General features: G+C 67.6%; 26 protein-coding genes and 1 pseudogene. 18 read left to right on the plus strand and 9 right to left on the minus strand.

Features of this window, described 5'->3' with window-relative positions:
• Positions 1–20 precede the first annotated feature (20 nt).
• Positions 21–392 carry a rhodanese-like domain-containing protein gene (locus tag GVY39_RS34305; RefSeq protein ID WP_321209767.1) on the minus strand — a complete coding sequence of 124 codons (372 nt, stop codon included), beginning with the start codon at positions 390–392 and terminating at the stop codon, positions 21–23.
• A 515-nt stretch (positions 393–907) separates the two neighbouring features.
• Here GVY39_RS34305 and GVY39_RS08725 point away from each other — a divergent pair.
• Positions 908–1,519 (plus strand): hypothetical protein, encoded by a 612-nt coding sequence (locus GVY39_RS08725; RefSeq protein ID WP_236565346.1) that lies wholly within the window; start codon positions 908–910, stop codon positions 1,517–1,519.
• Between the two features lie 72 nt (positions 1,520–1,591).
• On the opposite strand, the gene msrA is transcribed toward GVY39_RS08725, so the two are convergent.
• Positions 1,592–2,272 carry a peptide-methionine (S)-S-oxide reductase MsrA gene (gene msrA / locus GVY39_RS08730; RefSeq protein ID WP_159922365.1) on the minus strand — a complete coding sequence of 227 codons (681 nt, stop codon included), beginning with the start codon at positions 2,270–2,272 and terminating at the stop codon, positions 1,592–1,594.
• A 191-nt stretch (positions 2,273–2,463) separates the two neighbouring features.
• On the opposite strand from msrA, the gene GVY39_RS08735 reads away from it, so the two are divergent.
• The 3 genes from GVY39_RS08735 (at position 2,464) to GVY39_RS08745 (ending at position 4,995) form a co-directional block, all read left to right on the plus strand.
• A complete protein-coding gene (locus tag GVY39_RS08735) occupies positions 2,464–3,087 on the plus strand; it encodes a superoxide dismutase (protein WP_039794275.1) in 624 nt (207 codons plus the stop codon).
• Positions 3,088–3,396: 309 nt separating this feature from the next.
• Positions 3,397–3,924 carry a peptidase gene (locus tag GVY39_RS08740; protein ID WP_159922363.1) on the plus strand — a complete coding sequence of 176 codons (528 nt, stop codon included), beginning with the start codon at positions 3,397–3,399 and terminating at the stop codon, positions 3,922–3,924.
• Positions 3,925–4,218: 294 nt separating this feature from the next.
• Entirely contained in the window at positions 4,219–4,995 is a 777-nt protein-coding gene (locus GVY39_RS08745; RefSeq protein WP_159922361.1) for a TMEM165/GDT1 family protein, read from the plus strand.
• Positions 4,996–5,317: 322 nt separating this feature from the next.
• Here GVY39_RS08745 and GVY39_RS34955 read toward each other — a convergent pair.
• Positions 5,318–5,533 (minus strand): annotated as a pseudogene (locus GVY39_RS34955) (helix-turn-helix domain-containing protein); the annotation flags it as partial.
• Between the two features lie 209 nt (positions 5,534–5,742).
• Between GVY39_RS34955 and GVY39_RS08755 the strand changes: the two are divergent.
• Positions 5,743–6,510, plus strand: a complete 768-nt coding sequence (locus GVY39_RS08755; protein ID WP_159922359.1) for an SDR family NAD(P)-dependent oxidoreductase — start codon at positions 5,743–5,745, stop codon at positions 6,508–6,510.
• A gap of 63 nt (positions 6,511–6,573) precedes the next feature.
• Here the strand turns inward: GVY39_RS08755 and GVY39_RS08760 are convergent, their stop codons facing one another.
• The 3 genes from GVY39_RS08760 to GVY39_RS08770 form a co-directional block, all read right to left on the minus strand.
• A complete protein-coding gene (locus tag GVY39_RS08760; RefSeq protein WP_159922357.1) occupies positions 6,574–7,392 on the minus strand; it encodes a class I SAM-dependent methyltransferase in 819 nt (272 codons plus the stop codon).
• 167 nt (positions 7,393–7,559) lie between these two features.
• On the minus strand, positions 7,560–9,518 hold the full coding sequence (gene htpG, locus GVY39_RS08765) for a molecular chaperone HtpG (RefSeq protein WP_159922355.1): 1,959 nt from the start codon (positions 9,516–9,518) through the stop codon (positions 7,560–7,562).
• A gap of 26 nt (positions 9,519–9,544) precedes the next feature.
• Positions 9,545–11,209: a TM0106 family RecB-like putative nuclease gene (locus GVY39_RS08770; protein WP_159922534.1), complete on the minus strand. Its 1,665-nt coding sequence runs from the start codon at positions 11,207–11,209 to the stop codon at positions 9,545–9,547.
• A gap of 245 nt (positions 11,210–11,454) precedes the next feature.
• On the opposite strand from GVY39_RS08770, the gene GVY39_RS08775 reads away from it, so the two are divergent.
• The 9 genes from GVY39_RS08775 (at position 11,455) to rraA (ending at position 16,816) form a co-directional block, all read left to right on the plus strand.
• Positions 11,455–12,099: a DUF6474 family protein gene (locus tag GVY39_RS08775; RefSeq protein ID WP_159922353.1), complete on the plus strand. Its 645-nt coding sequence runs from the start codon at positions 11,455–11,457 to the stop codon at positions 12,097–12,099.
• 14 nt (positions 12,100–12,113) lie between these two features.
• Positions 12,114–12,650, plus strand: coding sequence for a hypothetical protein (locus GVY39_RS08780; protein WP_159922351.1), 537 nt, complete (start codon positions 12,114–12,116; stop codon positions 12,648–12,650).
• Positions 12,651–12,689: 39 nt separating this feature from the next.
• A complete protein-coding gene (locus GVY39_RS08785; RefSeq protein WP_159922349.1) occupies positions 12,690–13,346 on the plus strand; it encodes a YcnI family protein in 657 nt (218 codons plus the stop codon).
• The gene (locus GVY39_RS08790; RefSeq protein WP_159922347.1) at positions 13,343–13,882 is read left to right on the plus strand and encodes a copper resistance CopC family protein; all 540 of its coding nucleotides are present in this window, start codon (positions 13,343–13,345) and stop codon (positions 13,880–13,882) included. The genes GVY39_RS08785 and GVY39_RS08790 overlap by 4 nt, the downstream gene beginning before the upstream one ends.
• 5 nt (positions 13,883–13,887) lie before the next feature.
• Positions 13,888–14,841, plus strand: a complete 954-nt coding sequence (locus GVY39_RS08795; protein WP_236565358.1) for a CopD family protein — start codon at positions 13,888–13,890, stop codon at positions 14,839–14,841.
• Positions 14,842–14,872: 31 nt separating this feature from the next.
• On the plus strand, positions 14,873–15,325 hold the full coding sequence (locus GVY39_RS08800; protein WP_159922345.1) for an SRPBCC family protein: 453 nt from the start codon (positions 14,873–14,875) through the stop codon (positions 15,323–15,325).
• A gap of 39 nt (positions 15,326–15,364) precedes the next feature.
• A complete protein-coding gene (locus GVY39_RS08805) occupies positions 15,365–15,739 on the plus strand; it encodes a DUF5313 family protein (RefSeq protein ID WP_370523777.1) in 375 nt (124 codons plus the stop codon).
• Between the two features lie 19 nt (positions 15,740–15,758).
• Positions 15,759–16,154 (plus strand): DUF5313 family protein, encoded by a 396-nt coding sequence (locus tag GVY39_RS08810; RefSeq protein WP_236565345.1) that lies wholly within the window; start codon positions 15,759–15,761, stop codon positions 16,152–16,154.
• 173 nt (positions 16,155–16,327) lie between these two features.
• Positions 16,328–16,816 (plus strand): ribonuclease E activity regulator RraA, encoded by a 489-nt coding sequence (gene rraA, locus GVY39_RS08815; protein WP_159922341.1) that lies wholly within the window; start codon positions 16,328–16,330, stop codon positions 16,814–16,816.
• Between the two features lie 53 nt (positions 16,817–16,869).
• On the opposite strand, the gene GVY39_RS08820 is transcribed toward rraA, so the two are convergent.
• Positions 16,870–17,088, minus strand: coding sequence for an RNA-binding S4 domain-containing protein (locus tag GVY39_RS08820; protein WP_159922339.1), 219 nt, complete (start codon positions 17,086–17,088; stop codon positions 16,870–16,872).
• Between the two features lie 304 nt (positions 17,089–17,392).
• On the opposite strand from GVY39_RS08820, the gene lysX reads away from it, so the two are divergent.
• Together lysX and GVY39_RS08830 are read left to right on the plus strand one after the other, a co-directional pair.
• Positions 17,393–20,716 carry a bifunctional lysylphosphatidylglycerol synthetase/lysine--tRNA ligase LysX gene (gene lysX / locus GVY39_RS08825; protein ID WP_159922337.1) on the plus strand — a complete coding sequence of 1,108 codons (3,324 nt, stop codon included), beginning with the start codon at positions 17,393–17,395 and terminating at the stop codon, positions 20,714–20,716.
• Positions 20,717–20,817: 101 nt separating this feature from the next.
• Positions 20,818–21,027 carry a hypothetical protein gene (locus GVY39_RS08830; protein ID WP_159922335.1) on the plus strand — a complete coding sequence of 70 codons (210 nt, stop codon included), beginning with the start codon at positions 20,818–20,820 and terminating at the stop codon, positions 21,025–21,027.
• Between the two features lie 154 nt (positions 21,028–21,181).
• Here GVY39_RS08830 and GVY39_RS08835 read toward each other — a convergent pair whose 3' ends face one another.
• Positions 21,182–21,760: a Uma2 family endonuclease gene (locus tag GVY39_RS08835; protein WP_159922333.1), complete on the minus strand. Its 579-nt coding sequence runs from the start codon at positions 21,758–21,760 to the stop codon at positions 21,182–21,184.
• Positions 21,761–21,847: 87 nt separating this feature from the next.
• Between GVY39_RS08835 and GVY39_RS08840 the strand changes: the two genes are divergently transcribed.
• Positions 21,848–22,462, plus strand: coding sequence for a histidine phosphatase family protein (locus tag GVY39_RS08840; protein WP_159922331.1), 615 nt, complete (start codon positions 21,848–21,850; stop codon positions 22,460–22,462).
• Between the two features lie 115 nt (positions 22,463–22,577).
• Positions 22,578–22,883 (plus strand): hypothetical protein, encoded by a 306-nt coding sequence (locus GVY39_RS08845; RefSeq protein WP_159922329.1) that lies wholly within the window; start codon positions 22,578–22,580, stop codon positions 22,881–22,883.
• A gap of 65 nt (positions 22,884–22,948) precedes the next feature.
• Here the strand turns inward: GVY39_RS08845 and GVY39_RS08850 are convergent, their stop codons facing one another.
• A complete protein-coding gene (locus GVY39_RS08850; RefSeq protein WP_159922327.1) occupies positions 22,949–23,848 on the minus strand; it encodes a cutinase family protein in 900 nt (299 codons plus the stop codon).
• Positions 23,849–24,050 lie beyond the last annotated feature (202 nt).

Raw genomic sequence — 24,050 nt, forward strand, 5'->3', positions numbered from 1 at the left:
CCGCGCACCTCGTTCTCTCGTCAGTAGATCTTCGCCTCGTGGCCGCCCTCCGCGACCAGCGGGCGGCCTGCCTGCTGCCACGCCACCATGCCGCCTCGGACCTGGATGGCCTGATACCCGATGTGCGTGAGGTATTCGACCACCTGCAGGGATCGGCCGCCCTGCCTGCAGACGACGTAGAGATCCGCGTCGTACTCCAGCTCATCGATCCGGGCGGGCACGTCGACCATCGGGATATGCATCGCACCCGGAGCGTGCCCCAGCTGCCACTCGTCGTCCTCACGGACGTCGAGCAGGACCGGTCGCGGCTGGTCGGCCGACGCGGGCGCGCTGCTGTCGAATACGGCAGGCAGGTCCTCCACCGTGACCGACGGAACGTGGGGGCTCGTCACAGTTTCGATCCTGCCATGGGCGGCGGACCGCCGTGCAGTTCCATGCCCGGGGACGCCCTCGACAGCGACCTTCGACTTCAGGTATGTTCTCCTCTCCGGAACTCGACCGCGCGCCCGCTCGATGCGACCTGTGCATAACTCCGTCGAAGTTATCCACATAATCCACAGTTTGATCCACAAGGCGCGGCCGTCGAGGACACTCCGCCGCAATGGTCAGGCGCCCAGGCAACCGAGTAGCTACTATTTCGAGCCGTTTTCGGGCTTTCGGTCCGTAACTGGACCCTTTACCTGACGGGTGACCCGATTCACTCCCTAACGCGCGATGCGAATGACCGATCCGGGACTCCCCTCCATGTCCATCCCGGAGCGGCCATTCGTCGCCGACCTCGGAACCTGCGGCCGAGGAGGCTCCGATATCTACTTGGACGGGGCGGGGGCGCATTCGGTTCCATGAAATCCGGATCGCCGCGGAAATAACCCGTCCTCGGCGACGGCGATCGCCTAGCCTGGGGCGCATGAACGTGAGCAGGGGGCTTCGCCACGGAATGGACACCGCAGGGCTGAACGTCGCGTTGTCCGAGGCCGCGTGCCTCGGTCTCGCCGTCGACGAGGCTGCCAACGAACTGCGGCTCGACCTGGAAGTACTGACTCTCCCGGAGCAGGGGACAGCGGCCGACGACTACCGGGTGCAGGTGACACTGACCGGCGTGAGCCGGGTCGCCGCTTCACTGCGGACCCAGCACTGGGATGACCTGGCACCCAGGGTGCTGCCGCTGCGCCTGGACGGCTTGGACCAGGCCATCCGCAGCTTCGGCGGCGGGCGGCTGCACGGCTGGGAGTTCATCGATATCGATGACAGCGGCTGGGCGCTGTGGAGCGAGCTGCTCAGCTTCGACACCCGGATCGATGATCACGAATCCGCGCACGTTCTGGAGTTCTCGCAGGAGGAGGGTATCGATCCGCGCGAGCTGGATGTCCGGGTGTGGTTCGACGACATCGTCGTGTACGACGCGCGAGGCAAGCAGATCCCACTGAAAGACTTCATCGCGGGCGGTGCGCGATGGTGGCAGGCGCACGACGCGGGCGATCCACGTGCGACTCGTCCAGGCATCGCTCCGCCGCTGTAATCGGCCCGGTTGCTACTCGTCGCGGGGACCGCGCATCCGCGCTCGAATGCGCGGTTCTCCCTTGTCGGGCGATCAGGCTTCCAAGCCCACAGGGCAGCTCACGCCGGTCGCGTGCACCGGGCAGTATCCGCCGGGATTCTTCGCCAGGTACTGCTGGTGATAGCCCTCTGCGTAGTAGAAGGCCGCCAGTCCGGGCAGCGGTGCGACCTCCGTGGTGATCCGGCCGTATCCCGCCGCGGCCAGACGCTTGCCGTATACCTCCGCCGTCGAGCGGACGAGGTCGGCCTGCTCGGTCCCGAAGGTGAAGACGGCCGACCGGTACTGGGTGCCACGGTCGTTGCCTTGGCGCATCCCCTGGGTGGGATCGTGGCTCTCCCAGAAGTGCTTGAGGATGCCCGCGTAATCGATCACCGCCGGATCGAATACGACGAGCACCGCTTCCGTGTGACCGGTCCGCCCGCTGCACACCTCTTCGTAGGTGGGATTCGGCGTGTACCCGCCGACGTAACCGACTGCTGTGGTGTAGACGCCGTCGAGTTCCCAGAAACTCTTCTCGGCGCCCCAGAAACAGCCCATCGCGACGACCGCCAGTTGCAGCCCATCGGGAAACGGCGGACGGATCGGGTGGCCGTTGACGTAATGGGTATCCGGCACGTCGAGCGGTTCCGCCCGGCCGGGCAAGGCTTGTTCGGGAGTGACCATGGCGGGTTCGGGGAGGCTCAGACGCCCCACTAGTTCGTCGTACCACGACATGGTTCGATGCTACGCGTGCGTTTCCTGTGGTGCCGTTGTGCGTGATGTGACGACGCCCGACCCGCCGGGTGTGAGCGGCGTCACCGGAATGTGCGAACGTCGGCCCAGGTTGGAATCGACCGGGTGTACGAATGATGGTTGGCTGTGCACGGAACAACGGGCACAACCAGCCCGACATAGGAAGGGACATCGTGGCTGAGTACACGCTGCCAGATCTGGATTACGACTACAGCGCCCTGGAGCCCCACATCTCCGGGCAGATCAACGAGCTTCATCATTCCAAGCACCACGCCGCTTACGTCGCCGGTGCGAACACCGCACTGGAGAAGCTGGAAGCCGCTCGCGAGTCGGGCGATCACAGCGCCATCTTCCTGCACGAGAAGAACCTCGCGTTCCACCTGGGTGGGCACGTCAACCACTCGATCTGGTGGAAGAACCTCTCCCCCAACGGCGGTGACAAGCCGGTCGGCGAACTGGCCGCGGCGATCGACGACCAGTTCGGTTCGTTCGACAAGTTCCGCGCGCAGTTCACCGCGGCGGCCAACGGTCTGCAGGGCTCCGGCTGGGCGGTGCTCGGCTTCGACACCCTCGGCCAGAAGCTGCTGACCTTCCAGCTCTACGACCAGCAGGCCAACGTTCCGCTCGGCATCATCCCGCTGCTGCAGGTCGACATGTGGGAGCACGCCTTCTACCTGCAGTACAAGAACGTGAAGGCGGACTACGTCACCGCGTTCTGGAACGTCGTCAACTGGGCCGACGTGCAGGAGCGCTTCGCCAAGGCCACTTCGCAGGCCAAGGGTCTCATCTTCGGCTGAGCCCGCTCGGCACACCGGAACGGGTCCGCGAATCCGTCGCGCCACGCGCGGCCGGGTTCGCGGACCCGTTCTGTTTCCCGGCTGCGCGGGCGCTTTGCCCGCAACATCCGTCCACCCACCACGAATCGGAAGCCGGCGAGGTCGAGCCCGATCCGCCGGGTACGCAGCGCGATTGCTGCCCCCACGGCCTCCGAGTGTCCGATTGGCACTCTTTGGTACTTGTGTGCCAGGTGACTCGTGGTTCATATTCGGGAATCCAGACCAAATGGACGGGCAAGGTCGCCCCCGGTGAGACGACGGGAGGCAGAAATGCGCACGAACGAACCGATCGGCATCACGCCGTTCCACGCGCGCGGATCCCTGCGAGGCTTCGTGATCTCCGGACGCTGGCCGGACACCACCAAGGAGTGGGCGCAAGTACTCGTGCTCGCGGTGCGTGTGGCCACGCTGCCGGGGCTGCTCACGACCTCCACGGTGTTCGGCGTCCGTGAGGACCTGCCCGACGACCCCGCTCCGGGCACCGTCGGCCTGGTGCTGGCCGAAGGTCCCGTCGTGGGTGAGGAAGCGCTGGAGCCGGGCCGGTTCGCCGAGCATGTGCCACCGGCGTTGCTGGTGCTGCATCCTCCTTCCGAAACCCGGCCGTCGCTGCCCGAATGCGCCGGCGCGGCATCCGGCTGCGTCCTGCTGCCCGGCGTGCCCCATCTGGGGCTGGAGCACCGGGCCGCCTGGGTCGAGGCGGAGTCGGACGGAACGGTCACCTCCCTGGTCAGCCGGGTCGGACTCGACCCGATCAGCGATCCCGACACCGCGGTTCTGGCTATGCTGCTGGCCGCGTGAGGGTAACCGAAACTTGCCACGTGGATCGCCAAACTTATTGTGCGCATTGCGATTTCGATTACAACGGGTTGGCAAGAGCTGCGCCCGCCGGGTAGAGTCGGGAGCAGCGAAGGGGAGTAGCCCCCAATCGCACAGTCGACATACTGACCCGCCGCCCTGCCATGGGCCGGGTCCGGCTGTGTGAACCGGCTTTCCGTCGGTGGGCGAGACCTTCGGCCTGGACAACCTTTCGTTGTCGGCCGGAGGCCATCCATATCTCCGACCGGCAGGCCGGAGACCTGGGAGCCGCCACACATGATCGCCACCGTCTTGCTGAGTATCGGCATCGTCTTTCTCGCCGAGCTGGGCGACAAGTCCCAATTGATGGCGCTGACGTTCGCGCTGCGCTATCGCTGGTGGGTGGTGCTCGGCGGCATCGCGACGGCCTCGGCCGCGGTACACCTGATCTCGGTCGGCGTCGGCCATTTCCTCGGTTCGGCCCTGCCCACCAGGGCGATCTCGCTGATCGCCGCGATCACCTTCCTGGCCGTCGGCCTGTGGACCCTGCGCGAGCACTTCGGCCCCGGCGATGACGATCCCGCGCCCAAGACGCCGAGGGCCGCCGGCGCGCCGTTCCTCGTGGTGCTGTCGGCGTTCCTGCTCGCCGAACTGGGCGACCGGACCATGTTCGCGACCGCCGCGCTTGCCACCGACTACGACTGGGTGGGCGTCTGGCTGGGCTCGACCATCGGCATGGTCGCCGCCGACGCGCTCGCCATCGCGGCAGGCATCCTGGTCGGCAAGCACCTGCCGGAGCACGCGATCGGCATCGGCTCTGGACTGCTGTTCCTCTACTTCGGTGCGGCGACCCTGCTCGGCGCGAGCGCACCGGCCCTCGGCGGCGCCGCCGTCGCCGGGCTCGCCGCGCTCGCTCCCACGCTGGCCGGTGCGGCGCTGCTGCTCACGCGGATGGCTCGCCGCATGAGCACAGCGCAGCTCCATACAGTCCGCCACCCCGGCGCAGCAGATCCAGCAGTGGTTCTCGCAGCGCGAGCAGACCGTCGGAGTCTCCTGCCGCGATCCGAGCGGTGACCATCGAGCCGATCGCGGCCGCCAAGGCCTGACAGGCGAAACGCTGCTGCTCGGTCCGCGCGTCGAGCACGGCGGCGATCAGCTCCACGAACCGCTCCTGCAGCTGGGCCCGGCGCGCGATGGCCGCGGACCCCACCGCGAAGACCTCGACCAAGAACAGCCGCGCGCTGGCCGGGTCGTCCACCAGATATTGCAGATAGGCGTAGAAGATCCGATCCATTCGAGCCATGGCGTCCACGTCGGCCGGACTCTCTTCGGTATCGGTGGCTTCGGCGATCCGGTCGAGCAGTAGCTGCACAGCGCGCTCGTAAGCTGCCTCGAAGCAGTCCTCTTTGGAACGGAACTGCTCGTAGAAGGTCTCCCTCGACACGCCCGCCCGCTTGAGGATCGCCGCGACCGACGTTCCGATGTACCCGTTCTCGGCCATGGCCTCCGCCGTCGCGACGAGGATCCGCTCGCGCTGCGAGGCGATCACCTGCTCTCGGGGTAGGCCGTGCCTGCCCCGGGGTAGGCGTGCGCTGAGGGCCGATTCGGTCATACGGTGACTCCGCTATCCGGTCGAGCTGACTGGGCTGCTCCATTCTGCGCGGTCGGTTCGGCCGGTTCACGGGACAGGGGTGCGCGTCGGCGACACGGGTTCACGCGCCGTGGCAGCGGGCGAGGGAGCCGTGCAGGGCCGCGCGCCGAGCACCGGTTAGGGTGCAATTGACGAAAGGCCAACTGGCTGTCACGAACGAGAGGACCATCGTGGAGATTTCGGGTTCCGCCGCCATTGTCACCGGAGGCGCATCGGGCCTCGGCGCCGCCACCGCCAAGCGTTTCGCCGATCTCGGCGCCACCGTCTTCGGACTCGACGTACCGCAGTCGATCGAGCGCGCCGGCGACAACGTCCCCGCCGGGGTCACCCTCATTCCCGCCGATGTCACCAGCAACGACGAGGTCAGCGCCGCTGTTGCGCAGGTCGTCGAGTCCGGCTCGCCGCTGCGCATCGTGGTCAACTGCGCCGGTGTCGGCTGGGCCGGCCGCATCCTGTCCAAGAACGGCCCGCACGACCTGGAGCTGTTCCGCACGGTCATCACGGTGAACCTGCTCGGCACCTTCAACGTCATGCGGCTGGCCGCCGACGCGATCGCCAAGACCGACGCCGTGGACGAGTACGGCCAGCGTGGCGTCATCATCAACACCGCCTCGGTCGCCGCGTTCGAAGGCCAGATCGGTCAGATCGCCTACTCGGCCTCCAAGGGCGGCGTGCACGGCATGACCGTTCCGGCCGCGCGTGACCTGGCCCAGTTCGGCATCCGGGTGAACACCATCGCCCCCGGCATCATCGACACCCCGATGCTGGCCGGCGTCACCGAGGAGTACCGCAAGGGCCTCGAGGCGGGCGTGCCCTTCCCGTCCCGCCTGGGCCGCCCGGACGAGTACGCGCAGCTGTCGCAGTACATCGTCGAGCACGACTACCTGAACGGCGAGACCATCCGCATGGACGGCGCGCTGCGCATGGCTCCGCGGTAATCGCACGCCACCATCCCGCGGGCGCGCGGTCCTTCCCCCGGAAGGACCGCGCGCCGCTGTCTTTCACCCCTGCGGCTTGTGTCCGATACCGAGATACGCCGTGGTGGACAACGGATAGTTCGGTCGGTATTTCTCGGCGAGAAACGCTTTCATCACCGCGGCGCGCCGAGCCCAGACCTCCGCGCTCACGCTGTGGCGCATGAGCTCCAACGGGGCGCTGCTGCGCACCATGGTCTCCCACATCTCCTCGGGGCTGTCGAAGGTGAGCGCGATCGAATGCCGCTGGATGGACACGGCTTCGAAACCCGCGCCGCGCATCTCGGATTCGAAGAGCTCGGGATTCTCCAGGCTCAGGAAGTTCGGTTGCGGCTCCTGGATATTCGGATCGGCCGCGGTCAAAGCGCCGAACATCATCCGCATCAGCGGCGAGTCCGCGATCGGCGCCCAGCTCGACACCACCGCCGTGCCGCCGGGACGCAACACGCGGAACAACTCGGCGAAGCCTCGCGCGCGCTCGGGAAAGAACATCAGTCCGAACAGGGAGAAGCCCGCGTCGAATTGATCGGATTCGTACGGCAGATCCTGTCCGTCACCGACTCGCGCACGGATATTCGCCAGCCCGGCGGCGGCGGCGTCCTGCGCCAAGCGCGCGATCATCGACTCGGAGAAGTCGATGGCCTCGACGTGCGCCACATGAGGAGCGGCCAGCAGGCTCAGCGTGCCCGGTCCCGCCGCCACGTCCACGATCCGCGACTCGGGTGTGAGCGAGGCGAACTCGAGCGCACGCGCCGAGAACGGTCCCATGATCGCGGGCGCGAATTCGGCATATCCGTCGGCGACGAGATCCCATGGCTCCGCGACGGCGAGCGGGTTTGCGGACATGTCGTGAGAATCCTTTCAGGCATCCACATCTAACCGCGCCACCCGGGGGCGAACTCCCCAGTCCTGCGAATATGCCACCTCGACGGTCACCGTAACCGGAAAATGGCCGAAACATGACCCGGCGCGCGGCCGGAGGACCTCGGCGTGGTCCTCCGGCCGCGAACGGTTCACAGCGTGCGCGTGAGCCGATCGGTGAGGATGTGCGCGAAGTGCGCCGGATCCTTCAGCTCGCCGCCCTCGGCGAGCACCGCCGTGCCGAACAGCAGCTCGGCGGTCTCCGACAGTTCGGTCGCCGTGCCCGCTTCGGCCTCCTCCTTCTTGGCCGCGTACGCGTCGCGCAGGCCGGTGACCAGCGCGTGCGTCGGGTTGAGCTCCAGAATCCGCTTGCTCTCCGGCAGCGCCTGACCCGAGGCCCGGTACATCCGCTCCAGCATCGGCGTGAAGTCGAACACGTCACCGACCAGGCACGCCGGGGAGGTGGTGAGCCTGTTGGTCAGCCGCACCTCCTTGACGCTGTGTTCCAGCGTCTTGCCCAGCCACGCCAGCACGTCGGCGAATTCCTTGTCCTGCTGCTCACGCAGCGCCTCGGAGGCCTTCTTCTCCTCCTCGGTCTCCAAATCGACCTCGCCCTTGGCGATGGACTGGAACGCCTTCCCGTCGAACTCCGGCACCGAGCCGACCCACATCTCGTCGACCGGGTCGGTCAGGATGAGCACCTCGCGGCCCTTCGCCTTGAACGCCTCCAGATGCGGGGAGCTCTCGACCTGCTGACGGGTCTCGCCGGTCATGTAGAAGATCGTGTCCTGCCCCTCGGGCATCCGCTCCACGTACTGGGCGAGCGTGGTCAACTCCGTCTCGGAGTTCGTCGAGGCGAACGAGGAGACCTGCAGGATGGTCTCGCGGTTGTCGAAGTCCGAGAGCAGACCCTCCTTCAGGACGCGGCCGAACTCTTTCCAGAACGTCTGGTAGCTCGTCTGGTCCTCCGCGCCCTGCAGATCCTTGACGGTGGACAGCACCTTCTTCACCAACCGCTTGCGGATCATCTGGATCTGCCGGTCCTGCTGCAGGATCTCCCGCGAGACATTGAGCGACAGGTCTTGCGCGTCCACCACGCCTTTGACGAAGCGCAAGTACTCCGGCATCAGCTCTTCGCAGTTGTCCATGATGAACACCCGCTTCACGTAGAGCTGGACACCGCGCTTGTGCTCACGGGTGAACAGGTCGAAGGGCGCGTGCGAGGGGATGAACAGCAGCGCTTGGTACTCGAAGGTGCCCTCGGCCTTCAACGGGATGATCTCCAGCGGATCGTCCCAGCCGTGGCTGACGTGCTTGTAGAACTCCTTGTACTCCTCGTCGGAGACCTCGCTCTTGGGACGCGTCCACAGCGCCTTCATCGAGTTGAGCGTCTGGTCCTCGAGGATGGTCGTCTCCTTGGCGTCCTCCCCCTCGCCTTCGGTGACGGTCCGCTCGACCTGCATGCGGATCGGCCAGGCGATGAAGTCGGAGTACTTCTTGACGATCTCGCGCAGCTTCCACTCCAGGGTGTAGTCGAAGAGGTGATCCTCCTCGTCCACCGGCTTGAGGTGGAGCGCGACCGAGGTGCCCTGCGGCACCTCGTCGAGTTCTTCGATCGTGTAGGTGGAACTGCCCGCGCTCGATTCCCATCGGGTGCCGGTGGTCTCCCCCGCCCGGCGGGTGGTCAGGGAGACCTTGTCGGCGACCATGAAAGTCGAGTAGAAACCGATGCCGAACTGGCCGATCAGCTCCTCGGCCGCGGCCTCGGACTTGGCCTCGTTCAGCTTCTTGCGCAGTTCCGCGGTACCGGACTTGGCGAGGGTGCCGATCAGGTCGACGACCTCGGCGCGCGACATGCCGATGCCGTTGTCCCGGACGGTCAGGATCCGGTTGTCCTTGTCGACCTCCAGCTCGATGTGCAGGTCGGAGGTGTCGACGTGCAGATCCTTGTCCCGAAAGGACTCCAGCCGCAGCTTGTCCAGCGCGTCGGAGGAATTCGAGATCAGCTCCCGCAGGAAGGTGTCCTTGTTGGAGTAGACGGAATGGATCATCAGCTCGAGCAGCTGATGGGTCTCTGCCTGGAACTCGAGTTGTTCGACGTGCTCTGTCACGTCGCGATCGTACCGCCGCGCCCGAACTACGTGGCCGAAGGAGGCACCACGGCGCCACCCGGAACGGCCGCGTGCGGCCGCAACAGGGGAACCTGCCGGAAATCGGCGAGACCGGGGACCTCTTCGTCGGCGCGGGTGGTCATCCATTCGCGCAGCACCTGGGTGGCGCGGACGTCGTCCTCGTTGTACTCCAGCAATCGGGTGCGCTGGGTCTGGTCGGGCGTGGCGCCGTCGTAACCGACCGCGAGTCGGTACCAGCTCATCGATGCCTCGCCGCCCGCCTCGGGATCGCGCCACGAGAACCCGGCGACCGGAGCGATCTTCTTCAGCCCCTTGCCATTCGGGCAGATGAACTGGTCGGAGACGGCCTGGAACATGTCCACCCACTGCGGCCCGTCGACGAACGCGCGCACCTGCTCCACCGTCGGCACACCGGGGCGGCTCGCGAACCGGCGTGCCGACTCGTACAGCCACTTGTCCTCGGCGGTACGCGAATAGCAATACGCGGCAAACGTTTTACCCGCCGCGGCCGCCTCGGCGCGCACCCTCATCAGCCAAGTCCAGAACTCGCCGAAGGAGCGGCCCTCGTCCTCCGTGGGCAACGGGTCCCAGGTGACGAAGGGGCGGTACACGCCGTTCAGCAGCGTTCCCCACAGGTACGCGCCGTACTCCTGGAAGCTCTCCAGGTCGACGTCGACCTCCACGTCCGCCCGTCGCACCCGCACCCGCTCGACCCGCCGCACCAACGGCGCCCCAGCGATCCACGCTCGCGCCGTCACCACGGCCTCGTCGAACGGGCCGTGTTGCCAGTCCTCGGGATCATCGCCCACCCAGGCGGCGAGTTCGTCGATGGTCTCGACGTCGTGCCTGCGCAGCACCTCGGCGCGCGAGCCGGGCGCCACCAGGCTGACGTCGCGATGTTCGATCAGCCAACCCTCGCAGCCGGGACCCTCGATCCCCCGCGTCCACCACGGGCACTGCCTGCACTCGGGCACCTTCGACGGAACGGTCGGCAGCTCGCCGCGCACCACCGCGATCCGGTCGGCGTAGCGGCGGTCGTAGTCGGCCAGCAACGGAGCCAGATCGTGCACCAGGATGCGGTCGAAGTCGAAGCCGATCACGCCGCCGACCAGCGCGGGGCTGGCCAGACCGTGACGTTGCAGCATCCGGTGCAAATGAGCGAGCCGCTGCTGGTCGCGGGGCTGCTGACGCAGTTTGCGGTGCGGATCCGGCTGCGGATTCCAGTGATAGGGGTCGGAGGTGGTGGGGTGGAAGTCGGCGGGCTCGGGTTGGCGCGGGTCGGTCACCTTGTGGTTCACCACGATGATCGGGATGTATCCGCCGCGCTCGGCGTCGCACAGCAGGATCTCCGCGCCCCCGCGCCTACCGGTGTCGGGCTCCTGCGGTAGTAGTCCGCCCCAGATGTGTCGCGCGCCGTCTTCGCAGGCGCGCATCGTCGCCGCGGCACGCTCGGCGGCGCGCAGCCCCGGATCGATCACCACCCAGGCGTCCGGGTCCGCGCCGACCAGCGCGTCGCGCACCCGGCTGCGGTGCGCTGCGGCGGCATCCCGGCGCTGGCGCACGCCCGCGTCCTCGGCGATGCCCACCAGCGCTTCGGGGTGCGTGGCGTCCAGACGCAGGCGGTGGCGGCAACCGATCAACGCCCTGGCATCGATGAAGGCGGTCGGCACGTCGGTGGCCCGATCGACGGCCGTTCCGTTGCGCTTGCGACCATCCCGGTCACCGATGTCCGAATCCACGCTATGCAGTATGGTCCCTACCCCCGACAGTGTTGAATTCCAGCGCCTGCGGGCCGCACTACCCTCGCAGCTGCCACCATGGACCCGATAGGGTAACGGCAAAGCGTGTGACATGGGCGGACGGGCTTCCCCGGCGTCGTACTGCCATGGCGAACCAGCATGACGGAGGGCCTTCGATGGGGTTGTTCACGAAGCGCAAGCGGCGGCCGAGCCGCAGGGCCGAGGCGAAAGCCCTCAAGCACAAGGCCGCGATCGAGGCCAAGCTGGCCGCGAAGAACGACCGCAAGGCTCGCCGCGCGGAGGCCCGCACCCAGCGCAAGGTCGCCAAAGCGCAGATCGCGGCATTCCAGGCGGAGGAGAAAGCCGCGCTGAAGCTGGCGGCGAAGGCCGAACGCGATCCGTTCAGCGCTGGCCAGGTGAAAAAGTACCTCGGCGTGGCGCGCGTGCTCATCCCGGTGCTCGCCCCGCTCGCCTATCGCGGCGCCACCCTCCTGCGCGGGCAGCTCGACACCCGCCGCGCCCAGCAGCTCGGCGTCGGGATCGACCAGCTCGGTGACTTCTCCGGGCACGGCGCCAAGCTCCAGGCGCGCATCACGAATGCCGAAGCGGCGCTGGAGAAGATCAGCGGGCAGAACGGCAAGGACAAAGGCGAGACGCAGAAGTTCGTCGCCGCCACCAAGGACCGCCTCGGCAGCCTGACCGCCGCCGTGCACACCTCCGACCAGATGCCCGCCAACCGTCGCCGGTCGGTGCACGCGTCGATCTCCCACGAGCTGTCCGGGATCGAGTCCGACATCCTGGCCCGGCTCGGCGTGCGCTGACCTTCCTCGTACCGATGTCCCCGCACCCGATCACCGGCCACCTGCGCGGTGGTCTGATCGGCGTGCTCGTCGGAGTGCTCGCCGTCGCGGCACACGGGGCCGCGGGTGGAGGTGCGCCGGGCTCCACCGAGCTGACACTGCTGTTGTCGATCGCCGCCGCCGTGGGGTCCGCGGCGGGAGCCGTGCGAGGACGCTCGCGGCCGTCCGTCGTCGCCGGACTGCTCGGCGCCGGTCAGCTGTTCAGTCATGCCGCGTTGTCGGTACTCCTCGACCATGCCCACCCTGCAGGCGCCACCGCGGCGACGCATCCGCCGCTGCCGACCGGAGGAATGCTGCTCGCGCATACCGTCGCGACGGTCGGTTGCGCGGCGTTGATCGTGCTTGCCGAGCGGCTCTACACCGCCGCCTCCGGTGCCTTGCGCGCGATCCTCGCACCGCCGCGGCGGGCGCGGATCACCATCGTGCCGCACCGGCCGGATCCCGGCCTTCCGCCATATCGCTGTGCTCCCCACGGTGCGCTCGGCCCCCGCGCCCCGCCGGTGTCGGGCTGATCCTCCGACATCCATTCCTTTCGCACAGAAGGCTTCAGCATGCACAGCTCGATTTCGCGCGCCGTCGCGACGACGGCCACCGCGGCTCTCGTTCTGCTCGCAGGCGGCACCGCCGCGGCACACGTCACGGTGGACGCCCCCGGCGCGGCCCGAGGCGGATACACCGTCGCCACCTTCCGGGTCCCCACCGAATCGGACACCGCGAGCACCACGGCGCTCACCGTCACCCTGCCCAACCTGAAATCCGCTCGCACCGAACCGATTCCCGGATGGTCGGCCAAGGTCGAACGCAACGACAAGAAAGAGGTCACCGCGATCACCTGGACCGCCGACCCGGGCGCCCCGGGCATTCCGCCCGGTCAGTTCCAGCGTTTCGCGGTGTCCCTCGGTCCGCTGCCCGAACTGGATTCGGTCAGCTTCCCCGCCCAGCAGACCTATTCCGACGGCAAGGTGGTCAAGTGGGACCAGCCGGTCGACAAGGACGGCGAGGAACCCGAGCGTCCCGCCCCGTCGATGACCCTCACCGCCGGTGAAGAACACGACGCGGACGGGCACAAGGTGAGCAGCGAAGCCGCCGACGACGACGTCGACCACAGCGACGACACGGCCCGCTGGCTCGGCGGCATCGGCCTCGCGCTCGGCCTGCTCGGCGTCGCGCTCGGCCTCGGGAACGTGATCCGCGGGCGGCGCGCATGACCCGCCGCCTGCTCAGCGCCCTCGTGACGGGCCTGTTCCTGCTCGGCTTCGGCGTCGCCGCGACCGGAGTCGCCGCCGCGCACTCCGCTGCCACCGGAAGCGTCCCGGAGGACAAAGCGACGGTGGACAGCGGCCCGGCGCGCGTCAGCGTCATGTTCAACGAGGAACTGCAACCCAGCTTCCCGTCGCTCACCGTCGTCGGGCCGGACGGCAATCTGTGGTCCAAGGGTGAGCCGGTGGTCGAGGGCAACACGGTCAGCGTCGCTCTGGGCGAGCTGGGTCCGGTCGGCGAGTACACCATCGCCTACCGCGTGACCTCGGCCGACGGGCACCCGGTCAGCGGCAAGCGCCAGTTCACGCTCAGTAAGCCGGGCAACGGCGCGCCGGGACCGAAACCGAACGCCAAAGCCGGCGACAGCTCCGACGACTCGGGCGGGATTCCGCTGTGGGTGTTCGTCGCCGGCGCGGTCGCGCTGTTCGGCGGCGGACTCGCGTTCGCGCTGTTCGGCGGCAGGAGCCGCGGCGCGAAGCGGTGAGCGAGGTGAAGATCGGCGGCCGGGGCGGCGCTCGGCGCGCTCCCCGCGTCACGCCTTGGCCCGCACTGCTACCAACCGTCCCCGCCGCGCTGCTCGGGGTCGCACTCGCCTGGGTGCTCATTCTGCCAGGGCCACTGCCCGGGGAGGCGGTGGTCCGGGTCGTGGCCGACGGGGTCGGTTCGACCGCGCTCGGATTGGCCGCTCTGCCCAGGGTGACGCCGCGCCTGCGGACACCGTGGCGTCTGCTCGCGGTCCTGGCCGGGATCTGGGCGGTCGCCGAGTTCGCCGTGCTGATCTTCGAGGCGGCCGAAGTGGTCGGCGTTCCGGTGAGCGAACTCGGCGCCGCGGATTTCGGCACCTACCTGGTGGACGTCAGCGGTGGACAGGTGGGGATCGCCATCCTGGTCGGCGTGGCGACGGTGGCCGCCGGGTCCGCGCTGGCCTTCCGGCGGCCCGAGTCCACCTCCGCCGACCTGGTCCTGGTGTTCGCCGCGGTGGCGCTGGCATTGCGGCCGATCACCGGACACATGTCGCAGCAGGCGTTCGGCTCGGTGCTCGCCGCGGTGCACGCGTTGGCGGCGGGCGCTTGGTTCGGGCTGCTGATCGCACTGGTACTGGTCGTGCGGACCCGCGGCGAGTGGGCGGTGGCGCTGCCGAGATATTCGGCGGTGGCGCTGCCCTTGGTGGCGGTCGTCGCGGTGACCGGGCTGATCAACGGACTGGTCCGGGTCGGTGGGATGGGTGCGTTCGTCGGCACCGGCTACGGCCGGATCCTGCTCGCCAAGACCGCGGTGTTGCTCGCGTTGCTCGCGCTCGGCTGGTGGTGGCGGCGCAGCTGGGTGCCGCGGGCGGCAGGCCACCGGATGGACGCGAAGGACTCGTTGCGTCGCGCGGTCACCGAGGTGGTCGTGATGGCGCTCGCCTTCGGCCTGGCCGCGACGCTCGCGGTCACCGCCTGAGCCGAATCGCCACGCCGGTTAGTGTTTGCGCATGACCGAAGTGAAGATCGTCGAGGATTGCGCGGCCTCGGCGGAGTCCGCGTTCGCATACGTGAACGATTACCAGAACCTGTCGCGCTTCTTGCACGGCATTCAATCCTTCACCCCGGTCGGTGCGCAGACCGAAGGACTCGGCGCCACTTTCGACGGGCACATGAAATTGGGGCCCGCCTCGCTGAAGTCGCGGATCGAGGTCGTCCGCTGGGAGAAGGACTACGCGATCGGCGTCAAGTCGATCAAGGGCTTCGATGTCGAGTCCACGTTCCTGTTCCACGACAAGGGCGAGGGCTTGTGCACGGTCGACGCGATCGTGGACTACCGGGTGCCCGGAGGCTTGGCGGGGCGAGCGCTGGGCAAGACCATCGAACCGTTCGTCAAGATCGCCGTCCAGCACACCACGCACAACCTGGTCACCCAGATAGCCGCATTTCACGCCCGAAGGTAGGAGTTGCGCGTGTGACAGCGCGGTCGGGATGCTGAAGTGGTGAGCGCCAAACCTTCGTTCGGTCAGCGGATCGGCTACATCTGTGGCCGCACGCTGCCGGAATCGATGTCCGACTGGGTGCGCGACGATTTGGTCGGTCCCGGCGCTACGCGGCGTTATCTGCTGCGGTTCCTGGTTCCGGTGCTGCCGGTGCTCATGCTGTTCCTGTTGCTGCCCGGCCCGTTGTGGATGGGGCTGGCGATGATGGCGCTGCTGTACATCCCGCTGATCTATTTCACCGTGGCGCTGCTGTACGTCTACCGGCGTCACCGGTTGATCAAGAACGGTCTCGATCCCGCGCTCGCGGACGCCGACGCCCGCCTACGGGACGAGCGGGAACGCCTCGACTACGAGCGCAGGCACGGACGAGGCTGAGCCGCATCGGGACCTAGCGGTGACTTATCTCACGGGCATAGCCTGGAGGTATGAAAGCCCCACGTTAAGGCAACGGATCGCCTACGATCTGGGCCGCGAGCTCCCCGAGGAGCTGCACGAGTGGGTCATCCACGACCTCGTCGGACACGGGGCCATGGAGCGATATCTCGTCCGTTTTCTCGGGCCGATCATCCCGTTCTTCGCCTTGGTGCTGCTGTTCCCCGGGCCGTTGCCCCTGAAAATCGGCTTGATCGTGATGATGATCATTCCGCTGGTCGTCTTCACGGTCGCGCTCAGCTACGTCTGGCGCCGCTTCCGCTTGGTCCAGCACGGCCTGAACCCCGAACTGGTCGACCACGGCAAGATCACCGACCACGACCGCGACCTGTACGAACTGCGCTACGGACACCGATAGCGCCGCGGACCGCCGAGATATGGCGCGCGTCGAGCGACGACGCGCGAGGACAACTCCGCGCACCGCACGGCGCCGAAGCCATCTGTGGCGGTCCACCGGCTCATCGGTCGCTCGCACGCGAGCCATGAAGGGGCCGCGAACACGCCGTGACGAAGTCGCGGCAAAATAGCCCGGTGACCGAATCGCAGAATGTAATCGCCACCGCCGACCTGGCCGACGAGATCGGCCCGGACATCCGCAGCTGCGACACGCAGTTCATCCAGTTCGGCGGGCGTGCGGCGTTCTCCGGACGCATCACCACCATCCGCTGCTTCCAGGACAATCTGCTGGTGAAGCAGACGCTCGGTGAGCCGGGCGAGGGCAAGGTGCTGGTGGTCGACGGCGGTGCGAGCGTGCACACGGCGCTGGTCGGCGACATCATCGCCGGGCGCGGCGTCGAGAACGGCTGGGCCGGCGTCGTCGTCAACGGCGCGGTCCGCGACTCCGCCATCCTGCGCACCCTGGACATCGGCATCAAGGCGCTGGGCACCAATCCGCGTAAGAGCACGCAGACCGGTAGTGGTGACCGCGATGTGCCGGTCGAGATCGGCGGGATCACTTTCGTGCCCGGCGAGATGCTCTACAGCGACCACGACGGCATCGTCGTGCGCGCCGAGGGCTGAGCCGGTTCGGCGGCGCGCCGGGTCTTCGCCGGCCGCCGCCAGCATCCGGGCGCTCAGGCGGACACGATGGCCTTGTGCCCAGCGAGGGCGACCACGTCACCGACGTGCAGCTGGCGCCCGCGCCGCAGTTCCACCTCGTCGTTCACCCGCACCAATCCGGCGGCGATCACCGTCTTCGCCTCCGAACCGGATTCGATCATGTTGGCCAGCTTCAGAAACTGGCCGAGCCGAATAACGTCCTCATCGATCGGTACTTCGACTGGTTCCGACATGGACTAAATACTTACTACGCCATTCGAACTCGCCGAACACCGCCCCACAGCCGCTGCGATCTCCGGGCAACTCGAGCCGTACCTCACGCACCGCACGGAAATCCCACCGTCCCGACCACACAGATCGAATTCACGCCGATTTGGCCGACTCATTCGCCCAGGTCACAGCGAAATCAGGAAAGTTCGCCTTCGGCTCGCCCAGGCAGGGCAGACGCCGCGAGGAAGTCCCGCCCGCGCAAACACCGCACAAACACGCGCGCCGCAGGCTTGGCAAATCTGACACACTCACGTACACACTGGTTCCGTGACCTCCACGCAAGCCCAGCAACATCTCGACACCGGACCACCCGCGGAAAAACCGGCTCCACCGGTTCCACACCGGGGTCACGGACGCCTTTCGGAAGTGCCGCATATCGCGGGGTCGACGCTCGGTGTATTCGCGGTGCTGTGCTTCTTGTGGAGCCTCTCGCCCGGACTGCGTTTCCTGACCCACGTGCCGCGCCACTATATCGATACCTATTACTTCGACGCGCCGGACACGAATCTGATGTGGGCGCTGGTCGTCGGCCTGACGGCGGGCGCGATCGCCAGCCGCAAACGAATCGCCTGGTGGTTGCTGGTCGGTTATCTCGCCATCTACGCGGTGATCAACGGCGTCACTTTCGCCGAGCGGGGCAGCATTCACGCGCTGGTGGCGATGGTGGTGCACCTCGCCGTCATCGGCGTGCTGATCGCGGCATGGCCGGAGTTCTACACCAAGGTGCGCCGCGGCGCGGGGTGGAAGGCGCTCGGCGTGCTGGCCGGTGGTCTCGCGGGCGGCGCGCTGCTCGGCTGGGGCCTGGTGGAATTGTTCCCCGGCAGCCTCCCGCCGGGCGTGCAGCGACCGGGTTGGGCGATCTACCGCGTGACGGCGGCGGTGCTGGCGGACAACGAGCACTTCGACGGGCATCCTCCGCCGTTCGTCAATTTCCTGCTCGGCCTGTTCGGCGCCGCCGCGCTGCTGGCGGCGGTGATCGTCCTGCTGCGCTCGCAGCGGGCGGCGAACGCGATGACCGGCACCGACGAGTCGGCGATCCGCGGATTGCTGGAGCGCTCGGACGTGGAGGATTCCCTCGGCTATTTCGCCACACGCCGGGACAAGGCGGTGGTATTCGCCCCGAGCGGCAAGGCCGCGGTGACCTACCGTGTGGAGCTGGGTGTCTGCCTGGCCGGCGGCGATCCGGTCGGCATTCGCGAGGCGTGGCCGCAGGCGATCGACGCCTGGCTGCGGCAAGCGGATCGATTCGGGTGGGCTCCCGCGGTGATGGGAGCGAGCGAACTCGGTGCGACGGCGTACCGGCGCGCGGGTCTGTCCGCGCTGCGCCTCGGCGACGAAGCCATTCTGGACACCAGGAACTTCTCGCTGGCCGGTCCGGAGATGAAGCCGGTGCGTCAGGCCGCGAACCGGCTGCGCAGACACGGTGTCGGGGTGCGCATTCGCAGGCACCGCGATATACCGGCGGAGGAGTTCCCCCGGATCATCACCCGCGCGGACCACTGGCGCGATACCGAGACCGAGCGCGGGTTCTCCATGGCGCTGGGCAGATTGGGCGATCCGCTGGACGGCGACTGCTTGCTGGTCGAGGCGGTCAACCCGCAGGGCCGGGTGCTCGGCATGCTGTCGCTGGTTCCGTGGGGCCGCACCGGCGCCTCGCTGGAGCTGATGCGCCGCGACCCCGGCGGCCCCAACGGCGTGATGGAGCTGATGATCTCGCAGCTCGCGCTCAATTCCGAGCAGTACGGCATCACCAAGGTGTCGTTGAACTTCGCCGTGTTCCGCTCGGTGTTCGAAGAGGGCGGCCAGATCGGGGCCGGTCCCGTGCTGCGTTTGTGGCGGGGCGTGCTGCTGTTCTTCTCGCGCTGGTGGCAGCTCGAGGCGCTGTATCGCTCGAACGTGAAGTATCAGCCGCACTGGGTGCCCCGGTTCTTCCTGTTCGAAGAGCGCAGGCAGCTGCCGCGGGTCGCGGTGGCCAGCGCCTTGGCGGAGGGCTTCCTGCCGCGGCTCGGCAAAGAGCCCGACACCGCGACGCACACCGGCGTGCACACCGCCGTGCCCGCGACCGTGACGGGCCTGCACGCCGACGGCAGCCCGCCGGACATCGCGGAGATCGAGGGTGAGGAGCAGTTGCCGCGCAGGCCCGAACAGGTCCGCGTGCGCATGGACAAACTGACGCGGCTCACCGATTCCGGTATAGATCCCTACCCGGTCGCCTATCCGCCGACGCATACCGTCGCCGACGCGCGGCGTTCCCCGCGCGGCACCACGGTCCGGGTCTGCGGCAGGCTGCTGCGCATCCGCGACTACGGCGGCGTGATCTTCGCGGTGGTCCGCGACTGGACCGACGACATCCAGTTGGTCATCGATCGCGACCGGGTCGGCGCCGACCGCAGCGCCGAGTTCGGCGAGTTCTTCGATCTTGGTGATCTGATCGAGGTGAGCGGCCAGATCGGGACCAGCAGGCGTGGTGAGCTCTCGCTGCTCGCGGCGGATTGGCGGATGCTGGGCAAGTGCCTGCACCCGCTGCCGGATAAGTGGAAGGGGCTGGCCGATCCCGAGGCCAGGGTGCGGCAGCGCTACGTCGACATGGCGATCAACACCGAGATCCGCGAGGTGCTGGCCAAGCGGAGCGCGGTGGTGCGCTCACTGCGGGACTCGTTGAACTCCTGGGGTTACCTGGAAGTGGAGACGCCGATCCTGCAACAGGTGCACGGTGGCGCCAACGCCACGCCGTTCGTCACCCACATCAACGCCTACGACCTCGACCTGTACCTACGGATCGCGCCCGAGCTCTATCTGAAGCGGCTGTGCGTGGGCGGTATGGAGAAGGTGTTCGAGATCGGGCGGACCTTCCGCAACGAGGGCGTCGACTTCAGCCACAACCCCGAGTTCACCATTCTCGAAGCCTACGAGGCGCACAGCGACTACGAGCGCATGATGCACACCTGCCGCACGCTGATCCAGAACGCCGCGATCGCCGCCAACGGCGCGATGGTGGCCTTGCGGCCCAATGGGAACGGGACCTTCGAGGAGGTCGACATCTCCGGCGAGTGGCGTGTGCAGACGGTGCACGGCGCGGTGTCGGAGGCGATCGGAGCGCAGATCACGCCGCAGACCACGGTCGAGGAGTTGCGCGAACTGTGTGAGCAGGCCGAAGTGCCTTATCAGCACGGCTGGGACGCCGGCCAAGTGGTGCTGGAGATGTACGAGCACCTGGTCGAATCCCGCACCGAGGAGCCGACGTTCTACATCGACTTCCCGACCTCGGTGTCCCCGCTGACCAGGCAGCATCGCAATATCCCCGGCGTCGCCGAGCGCTGGGACCTCGTCGCCTGGGGCGTCGAACTCGGTACGGCCTACAGCGAACTCACCGACCCGGTGGACCAGCGACGCAGGCTCACCGAGCAGTCACTGCTGGCGGCCAACGGGGACCCGGAGGCCATGGAACTCGACGAGGACTTCCTGCAGGCGCTCGAGCACGCCATGCCGCCGACCGGTGGGCTCGGTATGGGCGTGGACCGGATCGTCATGCTGATCACCGGACGCAGCATTCGCGAGACCTTGCCGTTCCCGTTGGTAAAACCACGCTGACCGAGCCTTCGCCATGGAAGAGTTCTCATCGAGCGAATCGGACGGCTACCCTTGGAGATTCGGCTCCGGGAGGAGGCCGATACACCTTAAGGGGTTCGGATATGTACCTTGACCTGCTGACGAACGCGAGCCTGCTGGACCACACCGTGTGGGCGAGCCCGGACACATGGAACTCCGCGCTCGACCTCGCCGCCAAAAAGAAGAAGAGCAGCAGGGGCGGGTTGATCTTCGGTGCGATCTGCTGCCTGCTGGTGGTCGCGCTGATCATCGGCGGCATCTACCTGCTGACCAAGCGCAAGAAGAGCCAGTAGCGGCAGACGTCGACGGCCCGTTCGCACGACGCGAACCGGGCCGTCAGCGCAGTGTGAGCCGGATGTCGAGAGTCGGCGTGCCATACCGCAGCGAAGAACCGCCGAGTTGGCGGTCCCGCCGGAGTACTCGTCCGACCGAGCCCGGCGACCGGGTTTACAGCCGATCGATCTCGGTGAGGTCGATATCCATATCGAACGGCACGGTCAGCTTCAGGCGATCGTGGTGGATGCCGGTGAGCGCGTATGTCGTCGTGGCCGGATCCAGTTCGTAGGCATAGACAACCGGGCGGCCCTCTGCATTCTCGACTCGCCAGAAATGCGCGATCCCCGCTCGGGCATACAGTTGTGGCTTACGCTCTCGATCCCGAGTACGCGATTCCGCCGACACGACTTCGACCGCCAAGACGACGTCGTCGGCTCGATAGGAAGTGAGCTCCGGACCGCCGTCCCGGTCAGCATGGATGACCAGCAGGTCGGGTTCGGGACGCTGATCCCGCCCGAGCGTCACCGTCATCTCCCGCCGCACCCGCAGGTGAGCCGGAGCGAAATGACGGAGCGCGGAGTCGAGCAGGGTGATGACCAGCATGTGAAACTTCGCCTGCGGACTCACGAAAACGAGACTCCCGTCGATCAGCTCCGTGTGGGGGGGAAGATCAGGCAGGCGATCGAGATCCTCGGCGACGAATCCGCCCGGCGGCGGACGCAGCCACTGCGGAAACGGCTCGACGGTCATGTTCCGAGTATGTCACCCGACAGAGCCGGACGCAGGCTCCACAGGGCCGGATGGAACAGGTCAGGGGCATGCGGCAGAGTGAGACGGGTGCAGTTGATTCTCGTTCGCCACGCCCAGCCGGTCCGGATGCTCAGTTCGGGCGGGCCGGCCGATCCGGAGTTGGCCCCGGTGGGGTTGGAGCAAGCCGAGCGGGTGCCCGGGGCGCTCGGTCATCATCGCGTCTCCCGGGTGGTGAGCAGCCCGCAGCGGCGGGCTCGGGAAACGGCGGCGCCGACGGCCGCGAAACTCGGACTCGGCGTCGAGATCGTCGACGATCTCGCCGAATACGATCGCGATCTGCCCGCCTACATTCCGATCGAGGATGCCAAGGTCGAGTTCCGCGACGCCTATGAGCGGATCAAGGCCGGGCATCTCCCGCTGCAGGTGGACGGTGCGGCGTTCAAGGCCAGGGTGCACGCCGCCGTCGCCGATATCGTCGCGGCCGCCGATCCGGCCGACACGGTCGTCGCCTTCGCACACGGCGGTGTGGTCAACGTGCTACTGCAAGAGGTCCTCGGGTTGGAAAGGCCGCTGACCTTTCCCGTCGACTACTGCTCGATCACCCGGATCCTGTTCTCCCGCACCGGACGCCGCATGGCCGCCACCGTCAACGAGAACGGGCATGTCTGGGACCTGTTGCCGCGCAATATCGCGACGCGCTGAGCTTTCACAGCCGATTGCCAGGACCATCGCACCGGTGTCCCAGTGACGGAACCTTCGATGGGACCGGTGAGCCGCTGGCGAAACAGCGGCTCACCGTTCGAGAGAAAGGAATTCCATGTCGCTCTCCAAAACCGCTACGCCGCTGCGGCGTCTCACCAGGGTCGCCGTCGCCGGTGCGCTGATCGTCGTCCCGCTCGCCGCCCTCGCGGCGACCGCGTCCGCTGAAACCCCCGTCGATCGTGGCGAGGTACACGTGGTGGACGCGCCGCAGCAGGGCGCCGAGATCGATGGTCGCCCCCGCCATTTCGAACGCCACGAACGGCATGACGGCCCGCGCCGCGGGCCGGGCGACTGCCCGGGACCTGATGGTCCGGTGATCAAACACTTCCGGCACGATTTGCCGCCGACCGGGTCGAGCTAGTCGGTCGACCACATCGAAAAGGGCCCACCTCCGAACTCGGAGGTGGGCCCTGGGTTTCGGATGACTCAGGCCATGCCCGCGATCCAGTTGTGCATCCAGGAGATGGCCGTCTGGCCGCCGCCCACGGGGTAGCTACCGTACAGGGTGTGCGCCTGCGACTTGTAGAAGCGCTCCAGGTCCTTGGCGCGCTTCTGGTTGGCCGAGTCGGTCAGCTGCGCCTGCAGGATCGGGACACCGCCCGAGGTCATCAGGTCGCCGAGAATGTTGCCCGCCTCGATCTGGTAGCGCCACATATTGGCCGGGTTGGCATCCGACGCCTGGGCGAGGAAGCCTGCGAACCGCGTGACGAAATCGTCGGTCGCAGTCGCGCAGTAGAGGTCGTCGAGCGCGCAGATGGTGCGGGTGCGGTCGCTGAGCCAGCCGAAGCCGCCGACCCGGGGACCGCCCGCGCCCGCGCCCGCGGCGACGGGGCCGACCTGGATGTCGGTGGGCGAACGGCGCGGATCGGAGATCAGGCCGACACCGGCGACGCGGTCGGGCGGCACTACACCGAGACCGGTGCCGAGCTCGGCGGCGAGATCGCCGGCGGCGTCCGCGCCCTGGCTGTAGCCGACCAGCGCGATCTTGGTGGCGCCGCACTCCTGCGCCATGTTCGCGATCAGACCGCGCGCGGTGTCGACCGCCTCTTTCTTGGAGTTGCCGTAAACCTCACCCTCCCAGGGGAAGGCGGTGGCGGCGTAGGTGACGTAGTCGACCTTTGCGGAGGACGGTAGGCCCCGCGTGACGCCGGACAGCATGCCGGGCTGCGGGGTCTTGTCCCGCCCGGTCTCCCAGGTGCCGGGGATCGCCACCACGTACAGACTCGGGCATCCGGGAGCGGCGCTCGCCGAACCGCTGCCTAAAACCAAGCCGGACATCACAGTCGCGGACGCGCCCAGAGCCGCGACGATCTTCTTCCACTGCATACCGCTCCAAACCTCGCCCTCGTCGAACTCCCGCCGAGTTGCCGCGTCAATGCTGAACTCACCGGATGTCGTTCCAGTGCACGCCAGGTGAACACGAGTCATCCGGACGGATGACGTGCACCCTTACCCACATCCCAAGATCAGCAACGCGCCCGAGATAACAATAGGGCCACAACCACCGCAATGCCATTCGAACCTCGCA

Origin of the sequence: Nocardia sp. CY15 (genome assembly GCF_009829295.1) — a bacterium.
Taxonomy (GTDB): domain Bacteria; phylum Actinomycetota; class Actinomycetes; order Mycobacteriales; family Mycobacteriaceae; genus Nocardia; species Nocardia sputi.

Bases quoted from the DNA above. Each gene is read 5' to 3' on its own strand.
- GVY39_RS08775 (WP_159922353.1), top strand. From the start codon at position 11,455: ATGGGGTTGTTCACGAAGCGCAAGCGGCGGCCGAGCCGCAGGGCCGAG.
- GVY39_RS08835 (WP_159922333.1), bottom strand. From the start codon at position 21,760: ATGACCGTCGAGCCGTTTCCGCAGTGGCTGCGTCCGCCGCCGGGCGGA.
- GVY39_RS08830 (WP_159922335.1), top strand. From the start codon at position 20,818: ATGTACCTTGACCTGCTGACGAACGCGAGCCTGCTGGACCACACCGTG.
- GVY39_RS08760 (WP_159922357.1), bottom strand. From the start codon at position 7,392: ATGTCCGCAAACCCGCTCGCCGTCGCGGAGCCATGGGATCTCGTCGCC.
- GVY39_RS08845 (WP_159922329.1), top strand. From the start codon at position 22,578: ATGTCGCTCTCCAAAACCGCTACGCCGCTGCGGCGTCTCACCAGGGTC.
- msrA (WP_159922365.1), bottom strand. From the start codon at position 2,272: ATGTCGTGGTACGACGAACTAGTGGGGCGTCTGAGCCTCCCCGAACCC.
- GVY39_RS08790 (WP_159922347.1), top strand. From the start codon at position 13,343: ATGACCCGCCGCCTGCTCAGCGCCCTCGTGACGGGCCTGTTCCTGCTC.
- GVY39_RS08725 (WP_236565346.1), top strand. From the start codon at position 908: ATGAACGTGAGCAGGGGGCTTCGCCACGGAATGGACACCGCAGGGCTG.
- GVY39_RS08745 (WP_159922361.1), top strand. From the start codon at position 4,219: ATGATCGCCACCGTCTTGCTGAGTATCGGCATCGTCTTTCTCGCCGAG.
- GVY39_RS08780 (WP_159922351.1), top strand. From the start codon at position 12,114: ATGTCCCCGCACCCGATCACCGGCCACCTGCGCGGTGGTCTGATCGGC.
- GVY39_RS08740 (WP_159922363.1), top strand. From the start codon at position 3,397: ATGCGCACGAACGAACCGATCGGCATCACGCCGTTCCACGCGCGCGGA.
- GVY39_RS08850 (WP_159922327.1), bottom strand. From the start codon at position 23,848: ATGCAGTGGAAGAAGATCGTCGCGGCTCTGGGCGCGTCCGCGACTGTG.
- GVY39_RS08785 (WP_159922349.1), top strand. From the start codon at position 12,690: ATGCACAGCTCGATTTCGCGCGCCGTCGCGACGACGGCCACCGCGGCT.
- GVY39_RS08820 (WP_159922339.1), bottom strand. From the start codon at position 17,088: ATGTCGGAACCAGTCGAAGTACCGATCGATGAGGACGTTATTCGGCTC.
- GVY39_RS08800 (WP_159922345.1), top strand. From the start codon at position 14,873: ATGACCGAAGTGAAGATCGTCGAGGATTGCGCGGCCTCGGCGGAGTCC.